The sequence below is a fragment of the Streptomyces sp. TLI_146 genome (assembly GCF_002846415.1).
GTDB lineage: Bacteria > Actinomycetota > Actinomycetes > Streptomycetales > Streptomycetaceae > Streptomyces.
The window spans coordinates 3,610,246-3,630,583 of sequence record NZ_PJMX01000001.1 but is presented as its reverse complement, the minus strand read 5'-3'; the positions used below and the strand labels follow the sequence as shown (position 1 = coordinate 3,630,583).

At 73.5% G+C, this 20,338-nt stretch carries 14 protein-coding genes; 1 reads left to right on the top strand and 13 read right to left on the bottom strand.

Going from position 1 to position 20,338, the window contains the following annotated elements:
* Positions 1-37 precede the first annotated feature (37 nt).
* The 12 genes from BX283_RS16435 to BX283_RS16380 form a co-directional block, all read right to left on the bottom strand.
* A complete protein-coding gene (locus BX283_RS16435) occupies positions 38-1,339 on the bottom strand; it encodes a PP2C family serine/threonine-protein phosphatase (protein WP_101392385.1) in 1,302 nt (433 codons plus the stop codon).
* 3 nt (positions 1,340-1,342) lie between these two features.
* The gene (locus BX283_RS16430) at positions 1,343-4,033 is read right to left on the bottom strand and encodes a serine/threonine-protein kinase (protein WP_101392384.1); all 2,691 of its coding nucleotides are present in this window, start codon (positions 4,031-4,033) and stop codon (positions 1,343-1,345) included.
* 50 nt (positions 4,034-4,083) lie between these two features.
* Positions 4,084-5,412: a hypothetical protein gene (locus BX283_RS16425; protein WP_101388352.1), complete on the bottom strand. Its 1,329-nt coding sequence runs from the start codon at positions 5,410-5,412 to the stop codon at positions 4,084-4,086.
* A gap of 61 nt (positions 5,413-5,473) precedes the next feature.
* Positions 5,474-6,454 (bottom strand): glutamate ABC transporter substrate-binding protein, encoded by a 981-nt coding sequence (locus BX283_RS16420; protein ID WP_101388351.1) that lies wholly within the window; start codon positions 6,452-6,454, stop codon positions 5,474-5,476.
* A 61-nt stretch (positions 6,455-6,515) separates the two neighbouring features.
* Entirely contained in the window at positions 6,516-7,916 is a 1,401-nt protein-coding gene (locus BX283_RS16415) for a hypothetical protein (RefSeq protein ID WP_373979176.1), read from the bottom strand.
* A gap of 264 nt (positions 7,917-8,180) precedes the next feature.
* Positions 8,181-9,155, bottom strand: a complete 975-nt coding sequence (locus BX283_RS16410; protein ID WP_101392382.1) for an N-acetylglucosamine kinase — start codon at positions 9,153-9,155, stop codon at positions 8,181-8,183.
* A complete protein-coding gene (locus BX283_RS16405; RefSeq protein ID WP_101388350.1) occupies positions 9,152-10,417 on the bottom strand; it encodes a 6-phospho-beta-glucosidase in 1,266 nt (421 codons plus the stop codon). The genes BX283_RS16410 and BX283_RS16405 overlap by 4 nt, the downstream gene beginning before the upstream one ends.
* Before the next feature lie 4 nt (positions 10,418-10,421).
* Complete coding sequence (locus BX283_RS16400) at positions 10,422-11,303, bottom strand: carbohydrate ABC transporter permease (RefSeq protein WP_101392381.1); 882 nt, start codon at positions 11,301-11,303, stop codon at positions 10,422-10,424.
* 13 nt (positions 11,304-11,316) lie between these two features.
* Positions 11,317-12,258: a carbohydrate ABC transporter permease gene (locus tag BX283_RS16395; protein ID WP_101388349.1), complete on the bottom strand. Its 942-nt coding sequence runs from the start codon at positions 12,256-12,258 to the stop codon at positions 11,317-11,319.
* Positions 12,259-12,265: 7 nt separating this feature from the next.
* The gene (locus BX283_RS16390; protein WP_101388348.1) at positions 12,266-13,630 is read right to left on the bottom strand and encodes an ABC transporter substrate-binding protein; all 1,365 of its coding nucleotides are present in this window, start codon (positions 13,628-13,630) and stop codon (positions 12,266-12,268) included.
* Between the two features lie 85 nt (positions 13,631-13,715).
* Positions 13,716-15,041: an ROK family transcriptional regulator gene (locus tag BX283_RS16385; RefSeq protein ID WP_101388347.1), complete on the bottom strand. Its 1,326-nt coding sequence runs from the start codon at positions 15,039-15,041 to the stop codon at positions 13,716-13,718.
* Between the two features lie 241 nt (positions 15,042-15,282).
* Positions 15,283-16,365, bottom strand: a complete 1,083-nt coding sequence (locus BX283_RS16380; RefSeq protein ID WP_101388346.1) for a mechanosensitive ion channel family protein — start codon at positions 16,363-16,365, stop codon at positions 15,283-15,285.
* Positions 16,366-16,619: 254 nt separating this feature from the next.
* Between BX283_RS16380 and BX283_RS16375 the strand changes: the two genes are divergently transcribed.
* Positions 16,620-17,156 carry an HNH endonuclease gene (locus tag BX283_RS16375; protein WP_101388345.1) on the top strand — a complete coding sequence of 179 codons (537 nt, stop codon included), beginning with the start codon at positions 16,620-16,622 and terminating at the stop codon, positions 17,154-17,156.
* Positions 17,157-17,218: 62 nt separating this feature from the next.
* Here the strand turns inward: BX283_RS16375 and BX283_RS16370 are convergent, their stop codons facing one another.
* Positions 17,219-20,290 (bottom strand): beta-N-acetylglucosaminidase domain-containing protein, encoded by a 3,072-nt coding sequence (locus BX283_RS16370; protein WP_180357171.1) that lies wholly within the window; start codon positions 20,288-20,290, stop codon positions 17,219-17,221.
* Positions 20,291-20,338: the final 48 nt, after the last annotated feature.

Here is a 20,338-nt window from a genome sequence, read left to right as displayed (position 1 = left end):
GAAGAGACAAGAATGTGGTGGAATCCGGTACCAACGCCTAGTTGTAGGCGGATCCTGCCCCAGGCAGCGGGACGGCGAACGGCACGACCGCCACTGTTACGTTGTCGTGCCCGCCGCCGTCCAGGGCGTGGCCGACCAGCACCTGGGCGCTGTGCAGCGGCCGCTCGGCGGCGTCCACCGGCACGGCCCCGGCCATCTCCTCGGCGCCCTCCGCGTAGTTCCACAGCCCGTCCGTGCAGACCACGACCACACCGGAGCGGTCCGGCTTGAACGAGGCGGTGTGCGGGTCGAGTTCGTACGCGTCGGCGCCCAGCCATCCCGTGATCGCGTGCGCCCGCTCGTCCGCGTACGCGTCCGCCTCGCTCATCAGGCCCGCCGCCACCATCTGCGCGGCCCACGAGTCGTCCTCGGTGAGCCGGGCGGGCGGGGTCGTACGGTCGTCGGGCACCCAGTACGCCCGGCTGTCGCCGACCCAGCCGACCACCAGGAGACCGCCTGCCGCGATCGCGCCGACCAGGGTGCAGGCCGGGGCGTTCTGGTGGCGGTGCGGGTCGTGCTCCATGGCCAGGGAGGGCTCGGCGGCGAGGGAGTTGACGGCCTCGGCGGCCGCCACGATCGCCTCGTGCATCGCCTGCTGCGGGTGCGTGCCCTGGGGCAGCGCCTGGAGCAGCGACTCGTTGGCGCGGGCCGCGGCCGCCGCCGACGCCTCGTCGGGGCGGGTCGCGGAGGAGACGCCGTCGCAGACGATCGCCACCACGGCGGGCGAGCCGTCGGGCAGCGCGGTGGTGGACACGGCGAACGCGTCCTCGTTGCGGTGGTGGCGCAGGCCCCGGTCGCTGACCGCCGCCACCGGGCCGAGCTCCTGCTCCATGTGGTCGCGCTCGCGCGGCTGGGCGTGCCCGCAGTTCTCGCAGTACCCGTCCTCGTCGACCCGCCCGGCCCGGCAGGCCACACAGACCTTCACGGGTGTACTGACGTGGGTGGCCTGCTCCCCGAGGTCGGCCGCGCGCGGGTCGGGCGCGGGCAGGGGGTACTCATCGGGCTCCGCTTCCGGCCTGTCGGACCGTGCGTGCGGGGCCAGCGGGGAGCCGCCCGAGTCGGTGCCGGGCAGATCGGTGGGCAGCTGCACCGGTGCGCCGGAGCCCTCGGCCGCGCGGGCGGCGGGCCACGCCTCGCCCGCCACCGGACTGCCCATGACCACCGTCGGGGTGTCCACCGCGGCCGCGGGCACGGCCGACAGGTCGTACCCGCAGGCCCCGCAGTACAGGTCGCCCGACTCCAGCGGCTCCGCGCAGCCGGGGCACGTCGACCCCGTTGCCGGCTGGTGCATCTGCGCCATCAATCACACCCACGTCCGGGGGCGGAAACGGTTTGCCCGCTCCACCAGTTCGATCCGCTCCTCGCCGCTTCCGGCGAGCCGGGCGAGCACCCGGTACGAACGCTCCAGGCCGAACCGCAGGCCCCGCTCGTCCAGCTCGCTGCCCAGCAGTATGGTCTCGCCGGACGGGCCGCCCCGGCTCCGCTCGCCCTTGCCGGGCCCGCCCCGGCTACCGGAGAGTACCCAGTCGAGCGCGGTGCCGAGGACCTCGGTGGCCAGCCGCTCGCGGCGCACCGCGTCCAGGCCCAGGTGCTGAAGCGCGTCCACCTGGCCCGCGGCGGCCCGCAGATCGTCCAGGAGCGCGTCACCGGGGGCGCGCCTGCGCAGCCTCGCCCGCACGGCGGCGACCCGGGCCGCGGTGTAGTGGATCGAGGCCTCCGGGACCGACTCCAGGGTCGACACGGCCGCCGTGCGGTCGCCCGCGGCCAGCTGCACCCGGGCCAGGCCGAACGCGGCGCTGACGTAACTCGGGTCGGTCGTCCACACCAGCCGGTAGTACTCGGCGGCGTTGTCCAGCTGTCCCAGGACCTCCGCGCACACCCCGAGCGCCAGCTTGGGCGTCGGCTCGCCGGGGAACGCGTCGTAGACGGCGTCGAAGGACAGCGCGGCGTTCTCGTGGTCGCCGGAGACGAGCGAGGCCACGCCCCGGTACCAGACGACCCGCCAGTCGTCGGGGTGGTCGGCCTCCAGGGACTCCAGGCTCCGGGCCGCCGAGACCAGTTCGCCCAGGTCGAGCCGGGCCCGCAGCTCGCGCAGCCGCTTCTCCACCGAGTTGGCGGGCGCGGTGCGCAGCGCGGCGATGAGCTCGCTGGGCGCGGCGGCCATCAGGCCCGCCAGGAAACCGGCGTTGGGATCGCCCGGGTCCACGTGCGGCACCGGCAGCGCCAGCGCGGTGGCGGGCGCGTCGAGCGGCCGCAGATAGCCGTCGCCGTCCGCCGGCCGGCCGTACGCGTCCGGGGCGCCGCCGGTGCGGGGCGCGGGGACGACGGCCGTCGCGGTCGGGGTGGCGGGGACGGCCGCGCCGGTGCCGGGGGCCGGGTGCAGCGCGGCGGTGACGGTCGGTCCGGCCACGGCGACGGGCACGGCGCCGGCGCCCGTGTACACCAGCGCGCCGGCCGCGCCCGCGTCCGGCTTCGGTGAGCCGTTGGCCGCCGCGCGCCTGCGCGCCCAGCGGCTCTCGGGCACCGCCCGCGCCCCGAGCGCCGACACGTCCCCGGTGAGCTCCGCGAACAACGTTGTGTCCGTGACCCGCAGTTCGGCCCCGAACAGGGTCGACAGGGCCGGGCGCGGGCGGCCGGTCTGGAGCGCCACGACCTCCCGCAGCACCCCGGTCAGCTGCTCGGCCATCTCCTGCGCGGAGGCGAACCGGCGCGCCGGGTCGGGGTCGGTGGCGCGCACCAGCAGCCGGTAGAACGACTCGTACGTCCGGAAGACCTCGATGTTGTCCGGGTCCGGCAGGCTGTCCGCGAAGACGTTCGTGTAGCCCTGGAAGTCGAAGGTGAGCACGGCGAGCGTGCGGGCGACCGTGTACAGGTCGGAGGCGACCGAGGGGCCCGCCTCGGCGACCTCGGGGGCCTGGTAGCCCACCGTGCCGTAGATGGCCGACTCGTCGTCGTCCATCCGGCGCACCGCGCCCATGTCGATCAGCTTCAGCTGGTCCTCGGTCTGGATCGCGTTGTCGACCTTGAAGTCGCAGTAGAGCAGGTTGCGGCTGTGCAGATGGCCGAGGGCCTCAAGGGCCTCGATGCCGTACGCGCAGGCCTGCTCGACCGGGAGCGGGTCGCGCTTGCCCTCGGGGCCGCGCCGCTCGTTGGCGATCTCCTTGAGCGACTTGCCGCCCACGTACTCCATGACGATGTAGCCGTCCATGGAGCCGGTGCGCTGGTCGAGGTGCTCCACGAAGTTGTAGATGCGCACGATGTTGGAGTGCTCGATCTCGGCCAGGAAGCGGCGCTCGGAGATGGCCGCCGCCATCGCGTCCTGGTCGCCGGTGTCGAGCAGGCCCTTGAGGACCACCCAGCGGTCCGAGACCGCGCGGTCCACGGCGAGGTAGACCCAGCCGAGGCCGCCGTGCGCCAGACAGCCCACCACCTCGTACTGCCCGTGCACGATGTCGCCCTGGTGCAGCTTGGGCACGAACGAGTACGGGTGGCCGCACTTGGTGCAGAACCCCTCGGTGCGCCCGGCCCGCTCCCCGCGCGAGCGGCCCACCGGCGCCCCGCAGTCCGAACGCGAGCAGAAACGCTTCCGCTCGGGGACCTCCGGGTGCTCCATCACGGCCGTGGCCGGGTTGGGGCGCGGCACTCCCGGCACGGTGACGAGCCCGGCCCCGAGTCTGCTGCGCCCCGAACTGCCGGTCGCCGAGCCCGAACTGCGCACCGACACCGACCGCGCGCTGCCCGCCCCCGTCAGGGAGCGGGACAGGCGCCCCGACACCGAGCGCCGGGACGTCGAGGAGCGCGAGGAGCGGGACGAGGCCGAGGAGCGCGCGGACGAGGAGCCGCCGCCCTTGCGGCCGCCCCCGGTGATCCCCGTCGCGGGCGAGGAGAGCGAGCCTTCCCCGCTTTCCCGGCCGCGCTCGGCCTTGGGGGACCCCAGTGCGGACACCACCGGTGCCAGACCGCAGGTGTCGCAGTACAGCTCGCCGCCGCCCATGTCCTCGTAGGCGCCCTCGCAGCCGGGGCGCTGGCACTTCTTCTGGTCGCTCACGATTCCCCCCTCTGGTCGACGGGCCCGGACTGCCGGGGAACCAGCACCTCCGCCGCCGCCCGCTGGTACCGCAGCACCGCCTCCTCGGCGACGCGCAGATCGCAGGGCGCGGACCACAGCATCCGGCGCGCCGCGTCGTACCGTTCGATGAGCAGCGGGTCCTCGGCCATGCCGTGCCGGGCGACCTTCGCCTTGTACGCGTCCAGCCTGCCGCGCAGCTCCGCGCGGACCGCCAGCGGCGCGGTGACGGCCGTCAACGACTCGCGGGCGCGCAGCAGTTCGTCCTCGGCCTCCCGCTCCAGGGATTCGAGCAGCGGCGAGAGCCGGTGCCACTGGGAGTGCCTGCGGTACTCGGCGGCGGCCACCAGGCGCTCCTGGAGCGCGGTCGGCGGACCGCTCACCGCGGGCACCTCGGACGCGGCGATCTTCGCCAGCACCTCGCCGCGCGCCGCCCGCGCCTCGGTCAGGGTGCGGTCCGCCCGGACCAGCACGTCCCGCAGCCGCACCAGCCGCTGCTCGGCATCCTGACGAACCGTCAGCACCGCGTCGATCTCCCGCCGTACGTCCTCCAGGGCGCGGGCCGCCCGGTCGTAGCGCTCGGTGTCCGGGCGGCCGCCGCCCGGCGCGGAGCTGGCCGGGAAGGGCACCCAGAACGCCAGCGGGTCCGACACCACCTGGGCCCGCAGCGAGGTGAGCTCCTCGGTGATCGACTCCAGGTCGTCGCCCGCCGGGTGCTCCCCGGGGCGCACGCCCACCGAGTGCGCCAGGCCCCGGGTGCGGTGCAGCTCGGCCGCCAGGAGGTCTATCCGGGCGGGCAGCGCCGACCACACCGCGTCGGCGGCCACCACCAGGTCGAGCGAGCGCGCGTACAGCTCGTTCATCCGGTTCACCAGCCGCTCCAGGGTGAACCGCTCGGTCAGCCGGGCCGGGCCCGTCAGCGTGGCGGCCTGGGAGGCCGAACCGGCGACCGTCACCGACTCGCCGCGCAGCCGCTCGGTCAGCTCCACCAGGTCCTCGCGGGAGGGCCAGCGGCGCCGCTCGCGCAGCTCACGGGCGCCGTCCAGGGCCGCCTTGTACGCGTCGAAGTACGTCCACAGCAAGGTGATCGACTGCTCGGTGGCGGCCCAGCGGTCCCGGGTCACCCCGGTCAGCTCGGCGCCCTCCAGCAGGCGCCGGCCCGCGTGGTCCTGGAGCGCGAGGAGCGAGGTCTCGATCGCCTCGTGCTCGGCGTCGAGCCGGGTCAGCGCACGGTCCACCTCGTCCCGGTCGAGCACCGGCCGGACGGGCCTCCCCGAGGAGGAGCCGGGGAAGGATCCCGCGCCCATCGATCACCTCTCTGCTCTGCGTTGCTCTGCGGTCTGCGATCCGGGGTCAAACCGGGTGCGGTCAACGGTACTTGGGGGCGGGCGGGCCGGATATCCCGGGCAGGTCGGCGGCGAGCCAGTCGCGGTAGGCCTTCATCCACGGGCTGTTCGCGCCGCCGCTGCGGTAGTCCTCCAGGACCTGGTTGATCCGCCGGACCAGGTCGGTGCTCTCCAGGTTGGTGGCCACCCCGTAGTACTCCTCGGTGAAGGGGTCGCCCTGGAGCTTGACCGCGGGGTCCTGCGCGGCCTGGCCCGCGGCGAGCGCGTTGTCGGTGACCACCGCGTCGACCTCGCCGAGCTGAAGGCGCACCAGGCAGTCCAGCTGATTGGCCACGGGCAGGGTCGGGCTCTTGTAGACCGCTCCGAACGACTTCTCCTCCAGCTTGTCGTACGCCGTCGAACCGGCCGCCACGCAGACCTTCTTGCCCTTGAGCGTGTCGTTGTACCCCGTGATCGAGGACTCCTTGGGCGCGAGCACCTGCTGCCCGGCCTTGAAGTACGCGGAGGAGAAGGCGACCTGGCCGATCCGCTTGCAGTTGATGGTCATCGTCCGCACGACGACGTCGACCTGCTTCTTCTGGATCGCCGGGATGCGCTGGCTGGTGGGGATGGCACGGTAGATGACCGCGTCCGGGTCGCCCAGGATGTTCTTGGCGATGGCCCGCACCAGCTCGATGTCGAACCCTTCGAGCTGCCCGGTCGCCGGGTTGCGGTACCCCCAGCGGTAGCTGTTCTGGTCGACGCCCACGATGAGCTTGCCGCGCTGCTTGATCCGGTCGATCGTCGGGCCGCCGTCGGCCGAGGGCGGCAGGCTGGCATCCGGGTCCTTGCAGGTGTCGGCCTTCGCCTGGACGCCCTGCCCGACTCCGGTCCCGCCGACCTGCGCGGCGTCCTCGCCCGCTCCGTGCCGGGACAGCGGAACGAGCAGCGATGCGGCGGCGGCCAGCGCGAGCGCCATCCCGCCGACGCCGCCCCAGCCGCGGAGCCTGCCCTTCCCGTTCATCGCGCCTCCTCCCGGGACCGCTGTGCCCCTCGGGCCGGTGTTCCCCTGAATCCCACGGTGCTCACCTGTACTCCGCGAGCCTGCGGCTGATGCCGACGCCCGCGGCCGCCGCGCCCAGCACCGCGAGCACCGCGGCGCCCAGCGGGAGCCCGGTCAGCGCGCCCTTGCCGTCGGAGGCGGCCCGGGTGAACTCCCGCTGCTCGTGGCCGATCGCCTTCTCCAGGGCCGCGTCGACCCGGTCGAAGGACTGGCCGGTGGAGCCGGAGGCGCCGATGACCTGGTTCAGGGCGCCTTCGTAGTCACCGGCGTCGTCCGTGCTCCGGGCGCTCGCGTGCTGCTTCTGCCACTCGGTGACGCTGTCCTGCGCGTCCTTGACGGGGGTGCGCCCCGAGCTGTCGTCGGCGAGCTCCCCGGCCGAGCCGAGCTTGGCCACCAGGTCCTTCATCTCCGTGCCGTACTGCGTGTCGTACGCGTCGTGGCCGTTCCCGTCCAGGACCGCGCCGCGCGCCACCAGCGTCAGGTTCTCGTTGGCGCGGGCCTTCAGCGAGTCGATGCGGGCGTCGTTGAGCACCTTCAGCGACTCCTGCCCGCTGGACCGCGAGGTCGACAGGTCGGCGGCGGCCACCGCGTGCCCCGCGACCAGCCACAGCAGCACGACCACCGAGGCGGCGCTGGCGGCGAGCAGGCCGTGGTTGAGGACCCGGTTGGTGCGCAGATAGGTGCGCCGCTGGGCCCAGAAGAGCGCGCCGAGCGCCACGGCGCCGACCGCCAGCGCCGCGTACGGCCAGGTCTCCGCCTGGTCGTAGTCGTCGTAGAGCCGGCCGGTCTCCGCCTCGTAGAGCTTCTGGGCGGCGGGCAGCAGCTGCTGGGTCATGCGCTCGTTCGCGTACCGCAGATAGGCGCCGCCGACCGGGAAGCCCTGGCGGTTGTTGGCGCGGGCCTGCTCGATCAGGCCGTTGTAGAGGGGCAGTTGCTCGTTGAGCGCGGCTATCGAGCGGCCGGAGTCGGAGGCGCCCGTCGTGTTGGCCGCGGCCTTCACCAGCAGGCGGGAGGCGGTGGCGATGTCCGACTCGTAGCGCAGCCGGACGGCGTGGGGCTCCTTGGAGCCCGCGAGGAAGCCGCTGGCGGCCGCCGTGTCCGCGTCCGCCAGCGAGCGGTAGATGGAGGCCGCGTCGGCGCTCAGCGGCTGGCTGCGGCTCACCACGTCGTCGGCGGCGGCCGCCCGGTCCGAGACCTCCCACGCGGTCACCGCGCCGAACGCCACGACGAGCAGCGCGACCACCGTGCCGATGATCCACAGCCGTCCCGGCTCGGTCGTCGCGGCGGCCCGCAGCCGCTCCCGGGACTCGGCCCAGCCGCCCCGGCGCGGAGCGGGGGCGGCCGGGTGCCCCGGAGCCGGTGGTGCCCCAGCCGGTGCCGTCACCGGCGCCTGCGGTGCGCGTGTGCTCGGCGGGTGTGCCACTTGACCTCCCCCTTGGTCACCGAGTGCCTGGCCAGCAGTATGGACGCAGGGACCAGCCACCACACAAGGGTTGACCTGATCTTGTTACCCGCTTGCTCCGCCCCTGCCCCCGCTGCCTCCCCACCATGTATACGCCGCTGGGATCGGATCGGTTCCACTCGGCGCGAACCGATGCGACGGCGCCGCCCGCGCATCCAGGCGCACCACCCCCCGCGCCTACGCGCGCAACCCCCGCCGCGCCTGCGCGCGCCCCGCCCCCGATGCTTACGCGTACTGCCCGCGCAGCCTCGCGAACACCTCCGCCGAGGCCCCCACCGCGTCAAGGCCGAGCAGCCCCGCCCCCAGCACCGGCGAGGCCGCCACCACCAGCGGGACCGCCTTGGGGGCCCGCGCGGCCAGCAACGTCCGTACGCCGTCGTCCAGTTGCGGATGGCGGGCGGCCAGGACGCTGCCGCCGAGCAGGACCGGCGTCTCCTCGTCCAGCAGGTCCAGGCGCTCCAGGGCGACCACGGCCAGCGCCACGATCTCCTCGGCCTGGCGGTCCACCAGGGAGCGGGCCACCGGGTCCCCGGCCGCCGCGACCGCGAAGAGCACCGGCGCCAGCTCGTGGCGGCGGGCGGGCGCCACGTGCTCCAGGTGGAGCGCCTCGATCAGCGCGTACACCGACGGCAGTCCGAAGTGCTCCGGCAGCGCCCGCGCCAGCGCGGTGGGCCCGCCCCGCCCGTCCTCGGCCCGCGCGGCGAACCACAGGGCCTCCTCGGCGAGTCCGCCGCCCCCGCCCCAGTCCCCGGAGATCTTGCCGAGCGCGGGGAAGCGGGCGGTGCGGCCGTCCGGCGTCATGCCGACGCAGTTGATCCCCGCCCCGCACACCACCGCGACCCCGCGCGGTTCGGCGCCGCTCGGCAGCCCGGCCCGCAGGATCGCGAAGGTGTCGTTGTACACCTTGACCGTGCCGCCCCAGCCCCGGGCGGTCAGCGCCCGGGCCAACTGGCGCTCCTCCACGGGCAGATCGGCGTTGGCCAGACACGCCGAGACGTGGTCGACGGCCACCGGACCGGTGTTCCCGGCCGCCTCCCAGGCCCGTACGACCGCGTCCGCCAGGGCGTCCACCGCCGTCTCGACGCCCACGGCGGGCGGCCGGAAGCCGCCGCCCCTGGCCGTGCCCAGGACCGTGCCGTCCGGGCCGATCAGGGCGGCGTCGGTCTTGCTGTTGCCCGCGTCGATCGCCAGCACGCTCATGCCCACGCGAGGTGCTCCCGGTTGTGCGCGATCAGCCGGTCGGTGAGGCCCTCGGCGTGCTCGTACTGGCCGACCAGCGGGTGGGCGAGGAGCGCCCGGAACACCCGGTCGCGGCCGCCGCGCAGCGCGGCCTCCAGGGCCAGGTCCTCATACGCGGTGACGTGCGCGATCAGCCCCGCGTACAGCGGGTCCAGGTCCGGCACGGCCAGCGGGACCGCCCCGCTCGCGTCCACCCGCGCCTGCACCTCGATGACCGCGTCGTCGGCCAGGAACGGCAGGGTGCCGTTGTTGTACGTGTTGACGACCTGCACCGGGCTTCCCCCGTTGCCAAGGAGCGAGGCGGCCAGGTCCACGGCCGCCTCCGAGTAGAAGGCGCCGCCCCGCTCGGCGAGCAGCTCCGGCTTCTCGTCCAGCGCCGGGTCCCCGTACATCTTCAGCAACCGCCGCTCCATCTCGGCGACTTCCGCCGCGCGGGACGGCTTGCTGCCCAGCTCCCGTACGACCTCGTCGTGCGCGTAGTAGTAGCGCAGATAGTACGAAGGGACGACGCCGAGCCGGTCCAGGACCTGCCGGGGCAGGTGCAGGTCGTCCGCCACCGCGTCCCCGTGCTCGGCGAGCAGCTTCGGCAGCACGTTCGCCCCGTCGGGGCCGCCCAGGCGCACCCCGAGCTCCCAGGTGAGGTGGTTGAGGCCGACGTGGTCCAGGTGCACTTCGCCCGGGGCGACGCCGAGCAGCGCGGCGAACTTGCGCTGGAAGCCGATGGCGACGTTGCAGAGCCCGACCGCCTTGTGGCCGGCCTGGAGCAGCGCGCGCGTGACGATGCCCACCGGGTTGGTGAAGTCGATGATCCAGGCGTCCGGGTTGGTGCGCCGCACCCGCTCCGCGATGTCCAGGACCACCGGGACGGTCCGCAGCGCCTTGGCCAGGCCGCCCGCGCCGGTGGTCTCCTGGCCGACGCAGCCGCACTCCAGCGGCCATGTCTCGTCGCGCTCGCGGGCCGCCTGGCCGCCGACGCGCAGCTGGAGCAGGACCGCGTCCGCGCCCTGCACGCCCGCGTCCAGGTCGGAGGTGGTGGTGATGCGGCCCGGGTGGCCCTGCTTGGCGAAGATGCGCCGGGCGAGGCCGCCGACCAGGTCGAGCCGGTCGGCCGCCGGGTCGACCAGGACCAGCTCCTCGATGGGCAGCGTGTCGCGCAACCGGGCGAATCCGTCGATGAGTTCGGGGGTGTAGGTCGATCCCCCGCCGACCACGGTGAGCTTCATTTCTCTAACCCTTCACTCCGGTGAGCGTGACACCCTCGACGAACGCCTTCTGCGCGAAGAAGAACACGAGGATCACGGGGGCCATGACCAGCACGGTCGCGGCCATGGTCAGGTTCCAGTCGGTGTGGTGCGCGCCCTTGAAGGACTCCAGGCCGTACGAGAGGGTCCAGGCGCCCGGGTTCTCCGAGGCGTAGATCTGCGGCCCGAAGTAGTCGTTCCAGGCGTAGAAGAACTGGAAGAGCGCGACGGCGGCGATCCCCGGTTTGGCCATCGGCAGCACGACCCGCAGCAGGGTGCGCAGCTCCCCGCAGCCGTCGACCTTGGCGGCGTCCAGGTACTCGTTCGGGATGGTCATCAGGAACTGTCGCAGCAGGAAGATGGAGAACGCGTCGCCGAACGCCATCGGGACGATCAGCGGCCAGAGCGTGCCGGACAGGTCGAGCTGCTTCGCCCAGAACAGGTACATCGGGATGATGATCACCTGCGGCGGCAGCATCATCATCGAGATGACCAGCATCATCGACAGATTGCGGCCGCGGAAGCGGAACTTGGCGAGCGCGTAGGCGACGGGGACCGAGGACACCACGGTCAGGACGGTGCCGAGCCCCGCGTAGAGCAGGGTGTTGCGCCACCAGGTCAAGAAGCCCGGGGTGTCCCACACCTTCTTGTAGTTGGACCACTGCCAGTGGTCGGGGATCAGGTCGCGGGTCAGCGTCTGCTGGTTGTCCATCAGCGAGGTGAGCACGATGAACACGAACGGCAGCACGAAGAAGAGCGCCGCCGCCACGCCCAGGGCGTGCACGCCGATCCAGTGCAGCAGCGCCTTGCGGCGCGCGACGCGGGCCGCCGAGGTGGCCGCCACCGGGGCGTCCAGCGCGTACGTCATCTCGGCCATCGGCCTAGTCACCTGCCTGGATCAGTCCGCCACGGCGCCGCATCAGAAGCGCGGTGAAGGCCATGGAGAGGGCGAAGAGGACCAGGGCGACCACACAGGCGGAGCCGTAGTCGAAGCGCTGGAAGCCGAGGTTGTACACCAGCTGCGGCAGGGTCAGCGTGGACTTGTCCGGGTAGCCGGGCTCGAACTGCTGCCCGGAGCTGCCGATGACCCCCGAGGCGACCTTCCCGGCCACCAGCGGCTGGGTGTAGTACTGCATCGTCTGGATGATCCCGGTGACCACCGCGAACATCACGATGGGCGAGATGTTCGGCAGCGTCACGAACCGGAACCGCTGCCAGGACGAGGCCCCGTCCAGCTCGGCGGCCTCGTACTGCTCCTTCGGTACGTCGAGCAGCGCGGCCATGAAGATCACCATCAGGTCGCCGACGCCCCACACCGCGAGCATGGTCAGCGCGGGCTTGGACCAGGCGGGGTCGGTGAACCAGTCCGGCGCCGGTATCCCGAGGTCGGACAGGACCGAGTTGACCGGTCCCGTACCGGGGTTGAGCAGGAAGACGAAGGCGAGCGTGGCGGCGACCGGCGGCGCCAGGTAGGGCAGGTAGAAGAGCGTCCGGAAGACCCCGGTACCCGTCTTGATCTTGGTGATGAGCAGCCCGATGCCGAGCCCGAAGGCGACCCGGCAGGTCACCATGACCACCACCAGCCACAGCGTGTTGCGCAGCGCGGGCCAGAACAGCGGGTAGTCGTTGAAGACGTACGACCAGTTCTTGAGCCCGTTGAAGGTGGGGTCCGCGAACCCGTCGTAGTGCGTGAAGGAGAAGTAGACCGTGGAGATCAGCGGGTAGGCGAAGAAGACGCCGAAGCCGATCAGCCAGGGGGACATGAAGGCGGTCGTCCGCAGCGCCGCCCGGCGGCGCTTGGCGCGCAGTGTGTACGCGGTCATTCCCGGCCTACCTGGCCTGGTCGATCGCGGTGTCGATCTCCTTGGCGGTCTTCTCCAGACCGGCCTTGATGTCGCCCTGCTTGCCCTTCTCGACGTCGTAGCCGAGGTTCTGGACCGACACCAGGTACTGGCCGCCGTTGACGGAGGCCGGGCTGGTGGTCGAGGCCGGGTTCTGCGCGATGTCCAGGAACGTCTTGAAGCGCGGGTCGTACTTGAGGTTCGGGGACTTCAGCGCGTCGAGCGTGGAGGGCACGTTGTGGATGGCGTTGGCGAAGTTCACGACCGCTTCGGTGTTGGTCGTCATGTACTTCACCAGCTCCCAGGCGGCGTTCTGCTTGGCCGAGGTGGCGGCGATCCCCGCGATGGTGCCGGTGATGTACCCCTTGCCGTAGGTCGCGGCCTGGTCGTCCGGTACGGGCAGCGGCGCCACCCCGATCTCGAACTTCGGCTTGGTGTCCTCGGCCATGCCAAGCCGCCACTCGCCGTCCAGCTGCATGGCGACCTGGCCCAGGTGGAAGGGGTGCTTGGCGCCGAACTCGTCGCCGAAGCCGGACCGGAACTTCTCCAGCTTCTGGAACCCGCCGAGGTCGTCCACCAGCTGCTTCTGGAAGGCGAGCCCCTTGGCGAAGGCCGGGTCCTTGGCGATGTTCGACTTGCCGCTGGAGTCGAAGTACGTGGGCGACCACTGCGCAAGGTAGTGCTCGGTCGTCGACTCGTAGCCGTGGTAGGTCGGCATGAACCCGAGCTGCTCGTACGAGTCGCCCTTGGCCTTGGTCAGCTTCTTGGCGTCGGCCGCGAACTCGCCCCACGTCCTGGGCGGGTTGGCGATCCCGGCGGCCTTGAAGGCGTCCTTGTTGTAGTAGAGCGCGTAGGCGTCGCCGAGCAGCGGGAGGGTGCAGCGCCTGCCGTCGAACTGCGTGTACTCGTTCATCGCCTTCGGGAAGGTCTTCGCGGGGTCGATCCCGTCCTTCTTCAGGAAAGGGGCGAGGTCGACGAAGGCCTTGGACGAGCAGAACTTGCCGACGTTGTTGGTGGTGAAGGAGGAGACGACGTCCGGCGCGTTCGAACCGCCCGCGCGCAGCGCCTGGTTGATCTTGTCGTCGTTGATGTTGCCGACGACCTTCACATGGATGTTGGGGTGCGCCTTCTGGAAGGCGTCCACGTTGGCCTGGATCGCCTTGACCTCCTCCGGGGCGCTCCACCCGTGCCAGAAGGTGATCGTCGTCTCCTTGGAGGCGTCGTCCGTCGCGGCGGAGTTGCTCTGGCCCGTACAGGCGGAGGCGAAGAGGGCGATGGAGGCGGTCACGGCGAGCGCGGCGGCCGAGCGGCGGCGGCTTGGGTTGCTTTGGCTGATTCGGCTGTTTCCGGACATGGCGAAGTCTCCCGGGGCGGGGGCGGACGAACGGGGATGTGCGGTTCTCGCGTGCGGAGGGGGTCGGCTCTTGTGTGCGGAGGGATCAGCGCGAGGTGTCGAAGACCTCGTCGCGGGTGGCGGCGAGGGCGCTCTCCAACGCGCCGCGCAGTACGGGGTGGTGGCGCACCTCGCCGATGACGAGCCGCGGCCGGGAGGCGGCGAGCTCGCCCAGCTCGTGCTGCACGAGCGCGCGCAGCGGCTCGCCCCCGGCGGCTATCAGCGCACCGGACAGCACGACGAGCTCGGGGTCGAGCACGGCGACCATGGAGGCGAGACCGGTGGCGAGACCGGTGGCGAAGGTTTCGAGGAGGCGGCGGGAGGGGGCGTCGGGGTCGGCGTGCTCGCTCCCGGCGCGGGGGGCGGCCAGGGAGTCGGGAGAACCGGGGCCGTCCTGCACGCTGCGGGCGCCGGGGCCGCTGTCCGCGCTCCCCTCCTCGTCCCGCCGCCGTACGGCCTGCGCCGCCCGTGCGACGAGGGCGGTGGCGACCTCGATGGACGTGCCGCCGGGGATGTCCGCGACGCCGAACTCCCGGGCGAGGCGCGGCAGTACCTGCCCGCCCGCCAGCTCCTGGAAGCCGCCGGAGTTCGCCTTGGTGACGTGCCGCACCAGCGGGGCGCCCGGCACCGGCAGGAAGCCGACCTCGCCGGCGCCGCCGGTGAACCCCCGGTGCAGCCGCCCGCCGATGACGAGCGCGGCACCGAGCCCGCCCTCGTTCCACAGCAGCACGAAGTCCTCGTGGCCGCGCGCGGCGCCGAGCCGCTGCTCGGCGATGGCCGCGAGGTTGACGTCGTTCTCGTACTCGACCGGCATCGGCAGCGCCGCCGCGAGCTCGTCGAGGAGGGTGGGGGAGTGCCAGCCGGGCAGATGGGAGGCGTACCGCAGCCGCCCGGTGCCGGGGTCGAAGGCGCCGGGCGTGCCGATGACGACGCGGTGCAGATCGCCCCGGACGAGGTCGGCGGCCTTCACGGCCCCGTCGAGCGCGTCGGTGACCTGCCGCACCACGGACTCGGCGGGCCTGCGCCCAGGGGTGCGCACCTCGAACTCCCCGACCACGTCCCCGGCGACGTCCGCGACGGCGGCCCGGATCCGCTCGGGCGTCACATCGAGCCCGGCGACGTGCGCGGCGCGCGCGTTGACCGCGTACAGCTGGGCGTTGGGCCCGGGCCGCCCCTCGGTGGTCCCGGTCGCCACGACGAGCCCCGCCGCCTCCAGCCGCGCGAGCAGCTGGGAGGCGGTCGGCTTGGACAGCCCGGTGAGCTTCCCGATCCGGGTACGGGACAGGGGCCCGTGCTCCAGGAGCAGATCGAGGGCGGCGCGGTCGTTCATGGCGCGGAGTACGCGCGGCGTTCCGGGGGTAGTACCGGCCACGACGGCTGCACCTGCCCTTCACGTCTCGGCTTCCCCAACCCACTGTTAGGAAAGTTTCCTATCGGATGCAGTGAAGGTAGGGGGCGTTCACCGGGGCGTCAATGGTGTGGGCCCGGGGGTCTACCAAAGCGTTACGTGACGCACGACGGCCCCGGCGCACTGAGCACCGGGGCCGGCCCGCACCCCTCAAGGGACGCGGGGAACTGCGCGACCAGCCGCAACCGGCCCGCAGCCGAACGAACTACTTCGCCAGCCCCCCCGGAGGGATCGGCGCCACAGCCAGCGACTGCGGGGAAGTCGGGTTGTTCAGGGCCGAGGGCGCGGCCACCGAGGCCGACGGGTCCGGGGCGGACGCGTCCGGGTCCACCAACGGCACACCCCCCACGATGCGGATGCCCGCCGCGTCCAAGGCGCGCTTGATCCGCCAGCGCAGCTCCCGCTCCACGCCCAGCGCCTTGCCCGGCATCGTCTTCGCGGACACCCGGATCACCATCGAGTCGAGCAGCACCTCGTTGAGGCCGAGGACCTCGACGGGACCCCACAGGCGCTCGTTCCACGGCTCGTCCTTGGCCATGGACTCCGCGGCCTCCGTGATGGCCGCGCGGACGCGGTCCAGGTCCTCCGTCGGGCGGACCTGGACGTCGACGGCCGCCGTGGCCCAGCCCTGGCTGAGGTTGCCGATGCGCTTGATCTCGCCGTTGCGGACGTACCAGATCTCGCCGTTGTCGCCGCGCAGCTTCGTCACGCGCAGCCCGACCTCGACCACCTCGCCGGAGGCCACACCCGCGTCGATCGAGTCGCCGACCCCGTACTGGTCCTCCAGAATCATGAAGACGCCGGAGAGGAAGTCCGTGACGAGGTTGCGCGCGCCGAAACCGATCGCCACACCCGCGACACCCGCCGAGGCGAGCAGCGGCGCCAGGTCGATGTTGAGGACGCCCAGGACCATCAGGGCCGCGGTGCCCATGATCAGGAAGGACGCCACCGAGCGCAGGACCGAGCCGATGGCCTCCGAGCGCTGGCGGCGGCGCTCCGCGTTGACCAGCAGGCCGCCGAGCGCGGTGCCCTCCACGGCCTGGGCGCTGCGGTTCATGCGGTCTATGAGCTTGGTCAGGGCCCGGCGCACCAGCACCCGCAGCACGGACGCGATGATCACGATGAGGAGGATGCGCAGGCCGATGGCGAGCCACGTCGACCAGTTCTCCTCGACCCAGCCCGCGGCCTCCGTGGCCGACTTCTGGGCGTCGTCGAGGGTGACCGGGGTGGTCGGCGGAGCGGTGGGATCGGACGGGGGTCCGGCGGCCAGTACGGCGGGCCAGTGCACGGGGGGAACCTCCAGGCAGTGCGCTGCCGACAGTGCGACGGCAGGCCAACCACACTAACGGGGCAACGCGTGTGCTTCGTTGCCGTGTTCGGGGGAGAGTCCGCCCCGAGCTGGGGATGTAGTGGGGTGTGGTCGAAAACACTTCAAGGCCGTTACCCGGACGTGGTGGCGCTTCGACCAGCCATGAGGAGAGACTGAAGGCAGATCGTCCCGGCGCGAGCCACGCGCCGCCGGCGTACAAGGAGGCATCCACCGTGCCGCACGTCCTGGTCCTCAACGCGTCGTACGAGCCGCTCGGCGTCGTACCGCTCCGCCGCGCGCTCGTCCTCGTGCTCGAAAACAAGGCAGTCTGCCTAGAGGAATCCGGCGCCTTCATGCATAGCGCGACCCGGGTCGTGGCCGCCCCCAGCGTGGTCCGGCTCAAGAGATTCGTACGGGTCCCCTACCGGGGGCCCGTTCCGCTGACCCGCCGTGCGCTCTTCGCGCGCGACGGCGGGCGCTGTATGTACTGCGGTGGCGTCGCAACCAGCGTCGACCACGTGATTCCGCGCAGCCGCGGCGGTCAGCACGTCTGGGACAACGTGGTGGCGGCCTGCCGCCGCTGCAACCACGTCAAGGCCGACCGGCACCTGCTGGAGCTCGGCTGGCGCCTGCGCCACCAGCCCGCCCCGCCCAGCGGTCTGGCCTGGCGCATCATCGGCACGGGGCACCGGGACCCACGCTGGCTCCCGTACCTCCAACCGTTCGGCGCCGACGACGCCCTGGCCCGGATCGACGGCATCTCCGCCTGAGACCGGGCCTTCGGTGTCTTCGGGGACCGGCCCCCGCCGGTCCCCGGCCCGTCCGTGCCCGGCTACGGGGCCACGCCGTAGGCCTCCACCGACCACAGCGAGTACCCGTACGGCGTCGCCCGCGTCACGCCCTGCACCCGGATGAAGCGGGCGCCGCGCGCGTCCATGCGGACCGCCTCCCGGCCCCCCTTGCCGTCGCGCACGGTCGCCGCCGTGCGCCAGGTGCGGCCGTCCGCGGAGACCTGCACGGTGTAGGCGCTCGCGTACGCGTCCTGCCAGGTCAGCACCACCAGGCCGACCCGGCTGGGGGCGGGCAGCTCGGCCTGCCACCAGGCGTTGTCCTGCGCCGGGGAGGACCAGCGGGTCGACGGGTCGCCGTCGGCCGCCGCGCGCGCCGGGAACGCCGGGGTCTCGTCGCCCGACGACGAGGCCGCGGCGCCCGCGATCAGATCGGGACCGGCGGTGCGCGGATACGCCCGTACGGTCAGGACGCGCTCCTGCCCGTTGAAGGCGACCGGCACCCGGTACTCGCCCGCCGGGGTGCCCGGCGCCACCGACACCTCCACCGGCACGCTCGCCGCCGCGCCGCGCGGCACCGTGAGCGCGCCGGGGACCTTGACGGTGATGCCCCGGGGCGCCTTCGCGCTCAGCGTGCCCCGCACATCCGCCGGGCGGGTGGACGTCAGTACGGCCGCCACCCGCTGCGGCTTCCCGCCGATCTCCGCGTCCGTCTCGTCCCGGGCCAGCTCAAGGCGGGCGCGCGGCTCGTCCGCGAACCACGGGACCAGATGCCGTACGGACCGTACGGAGGCGGTCGGGCCGGTCACCCGGACGGCGTCCGCGTGCACCCCGCGCGCGGAGCTCTGGGTCCAGCCGCCGGGCGAGAGCGGCCCGAGGCTGCGCCAGCCCACACCGGGCAGATGCACCTGCACCAGCGCCCCGCCCTCGGCCCAGGCGACCCGCCCCGGCCCGGGGCCCGGCCCCCACGCGGCGTCCTCGACGGGCGGCGCGCCCGCCGTGGCCCAGGCCGGCGGACCCGAGCCCGGACCGACGGAGGGGCTCGGCCCGGCGCCCGAGTCGTCCATGACCGTGACCGCCTCCACCGGGCGGGCCCGGCCCAGGCGCACGGTGTACGCGTCCGGCGAGACGCTGACGTCGCCGGGCGGCCGGTCCGCGCCCGTCCAGGTGGCCGACGCCCGGGCCGCGCGGGTCAGGAACGCGTCCAGGACGCCCTTGCCGACGGTGACCGAGCCGGTGGCGGCGGCCCGGCGCAGCGGCTCCAGGGCGAGCGTGGCCCGCCAGGCGGCCGCGCCGTCGCCGTGCGCCTGCGCCTGGAGCATGTCGACGGCGCTCTCCCCGGCCCGGCCGTACCGGGCGAGCCGGTCGGCCCACGGGCGCACCTCGTCGGCGAGCTCGCCGCTGCCCGCGAGCCGCGCGGGCGTCTGCCGCATCACCGTGAAGGCCGCGCGCAGCCGCGCCGCCGCCCCGTCCCGTACGGCCGCGTCCCCCGAGCCGCGCGAGTTCCAGAACGCGTCCAGCAGCGGACGCAGATAGGCCGACTCGGCGCTGCTGAGGACCGACGAGGAGTCGTTGCCCGCCAGCGCCGTGAGGGCCTCGCCCAGCTGCGCGTCCCCGCCCGAGAGGTCGGCGATCGCCGCCCGCCAGGAGGCCTCCGGCTCGTAACCCTGCGGGTTCCAGGCGTAGTCGGCCGCCGTGAACAGCGGGATGCGGGAGGCGGAGGCCTGCGCCATGGCGTTGGTGAGCAGCGCGGCCGAGCCGGTGGCGGCGGCGGGCTCGCGGCCGGTGTAGGGGCCGAGGAAGATCCGGCCCGGCGCCCAGTCGTTCACCGGGTAGTTGTCCATCGTCACCAGCTGGTGCCCGAACGCGGCCCGCGCGCCCGCCAGTTCGCGCCCGGTGATGGTGCGCGGCACCACCCCGACGCCGGTCCAGGCGACCTGCACGCGCGCGTCGAGCCCGTCCGCGAGCGCGGAGCGGTAGGCGGTGGCGCCCTCCTGGTAGTACTCGGTCGGCATCAGCGACAGCGGCTGCGCGCCCGGGTGGCGCTCGGCCAGGTGCGCGGCGACGGCGTTGGCCACGCGCGCGTGGGCGCGGGCCGCGGCGGCGGGGCCGCGCCCGAAGGTGTCCGCGTCCCGCCCGCAGTGCCACTCGCTGTAGCTGACGTCCTGGAACTGGAGCTGGAAGGCGCGTACGCCCAGCGCCCACATCGAGTCGAGCTTGCGCAGCAGCGCCTTGAGGTCCTTGTCGGAGGACAGGCACATCTCCTGGCCGGGCGCCACCGCCCAGGCGAGCGTGACGTGGTTGGCGGCGGCGCGGGCCGCGACCGCCCGGAAGTCGGCGCGCTGGTCGGCCGGGTAGGGGTCGCGCCAGCGGGCCTGGCGGTACGGGTCGTCGCCCGGCGCGTAGAGGTACCGGTTCTGCTTGGTGCGGCCCATGAAGTCGAGCTGCGCCAGGCGCTGTTCGCGTGTCCAGGGCTGCCCGTAGAAACCTTCCGTCGTACCGCGCACGGCCGTGGCGGGCCAGTCCCGCACCCGTACCCCGGGCAGCGTGGCGTCGCCCCGCCGGTCCTGCCCCAGGAGCTGGCGCAGCGTCTGCACGGCGTGGAAGAGCCCGTCCTCGCCGACCCCGTCGAGCGCGACCGTGTCCCGCCCGCCGACCCGGCCCACTCCGATCCGGTACCCGCCGGACGGCAGGTCCCCGCGCTCGGCCACCCGCAGGGCGCGCAGCGCGTCCCGCGCGCCGCTCCCGCCGACGCGGAACACCGGCCCGGCGCCCCGGAGTCCGTAGTGCAGGGTGGTGACTCCGGCCTTGTCCAGGACGTCCGCGAGCGCGGCCACCGCGTACGGATCGGCGTCCTCCTCGGCGATCAGGACGGCCTCGGAGCCGAGGCGCAGCCCCGGTCCGGCCCGCTTGACGGACTGCGGCCGGGGCCAGATCCCGGGGCTCTCGTCCCGTACCGCGTCCTTCGGCGTGCCCGTCGACAGGCCCGTGCCGGAGGGCTGTTCGGGGGCCGGGGGGTCCGCGGGTGCCGCGAGCGCGCCGGGCGCCGCGCCGAGCAGCCCGCCGATGACGGCGGCCGCGACGGCCGTCGCCCGCTTCCCGCGCCCGAACCGCACGGCATCTCCTAGCCTAGGCACCGCTCTTGCCACCCCCGCCGCCGCAAC

What these genes read in the sequence shown, in the direction of transcription:
- BX283_RS16420 (WP_101388351.1), bottom strand. Translation starts at nt 6,454, where the DNA reads ATGAACGGGAAGGGCAGGCTCCGCGGCTGGGGCGGCGTCGGCGGGATG.
- BX283_RS16400 (WP_101392381.1), bottom strand. Translation starts at nt 11,303, where the DNA reads ATGACGTACGCGCTGGACGCCCCGGTGGCGGCCACCTCGGCGGCCCGC.
- BX283_RS16430 (WP_101392384.1), bottom strand. Translation starts at nt 4,033, where the DNA reads ATGGGCGGCGGCGAGCTGTACTGCGACACCTGCGGTCTGGCACCGGTG.
- BX283_RS16435 (WP_101392385.1), bottom strand. Translation starts at nt 1,339, where the DNA reads ATGGCGCAGATGCACCAGCCGGCAACGGGGTCGACGTGCCCCGGCTGC.
- BX283_RS16425 (WP_101388352.1), bottom strand. Translation starts at nt 5,412, where the DNA reads ATGGGCGCGGGATCCTTCCCCGGCTCCTCCTCGGGGAGGCCCGTCCGG.
- BX283_RS16395 (WP_101388349.1), bottom strand. Translation starts at nt 12,258, where the DNA reads ATGACCGCGTACACACTGCGCGCCAAGCGCCGCCGGGCGGCGCTGCGG.
- BX283_RS16405 (WP_101388350.1), bottom strand. Translation starts at nt 10,417, where the DNA reads ATGAAGCTCACCGTGGTCGGCGGGGGATCGACCTACACCCCCGAACTC.
- BX283_RS16410 (WP_101392382.1), bottom strand. Translation starts at nt 9,155, where the DNA reads ATGAGCGTGCTGGCGATCGACGCGGGCAACAGCAAGACCGACGCCGCC.
- BX283_RS16390 (WP_101388348.1), bottom strand. Translation starts at nt 13,630, where the DNA reads ATGTCCGGAAACAGCCGAATCAGCCAAAGCAACCCAAGCCGCCGCCGC.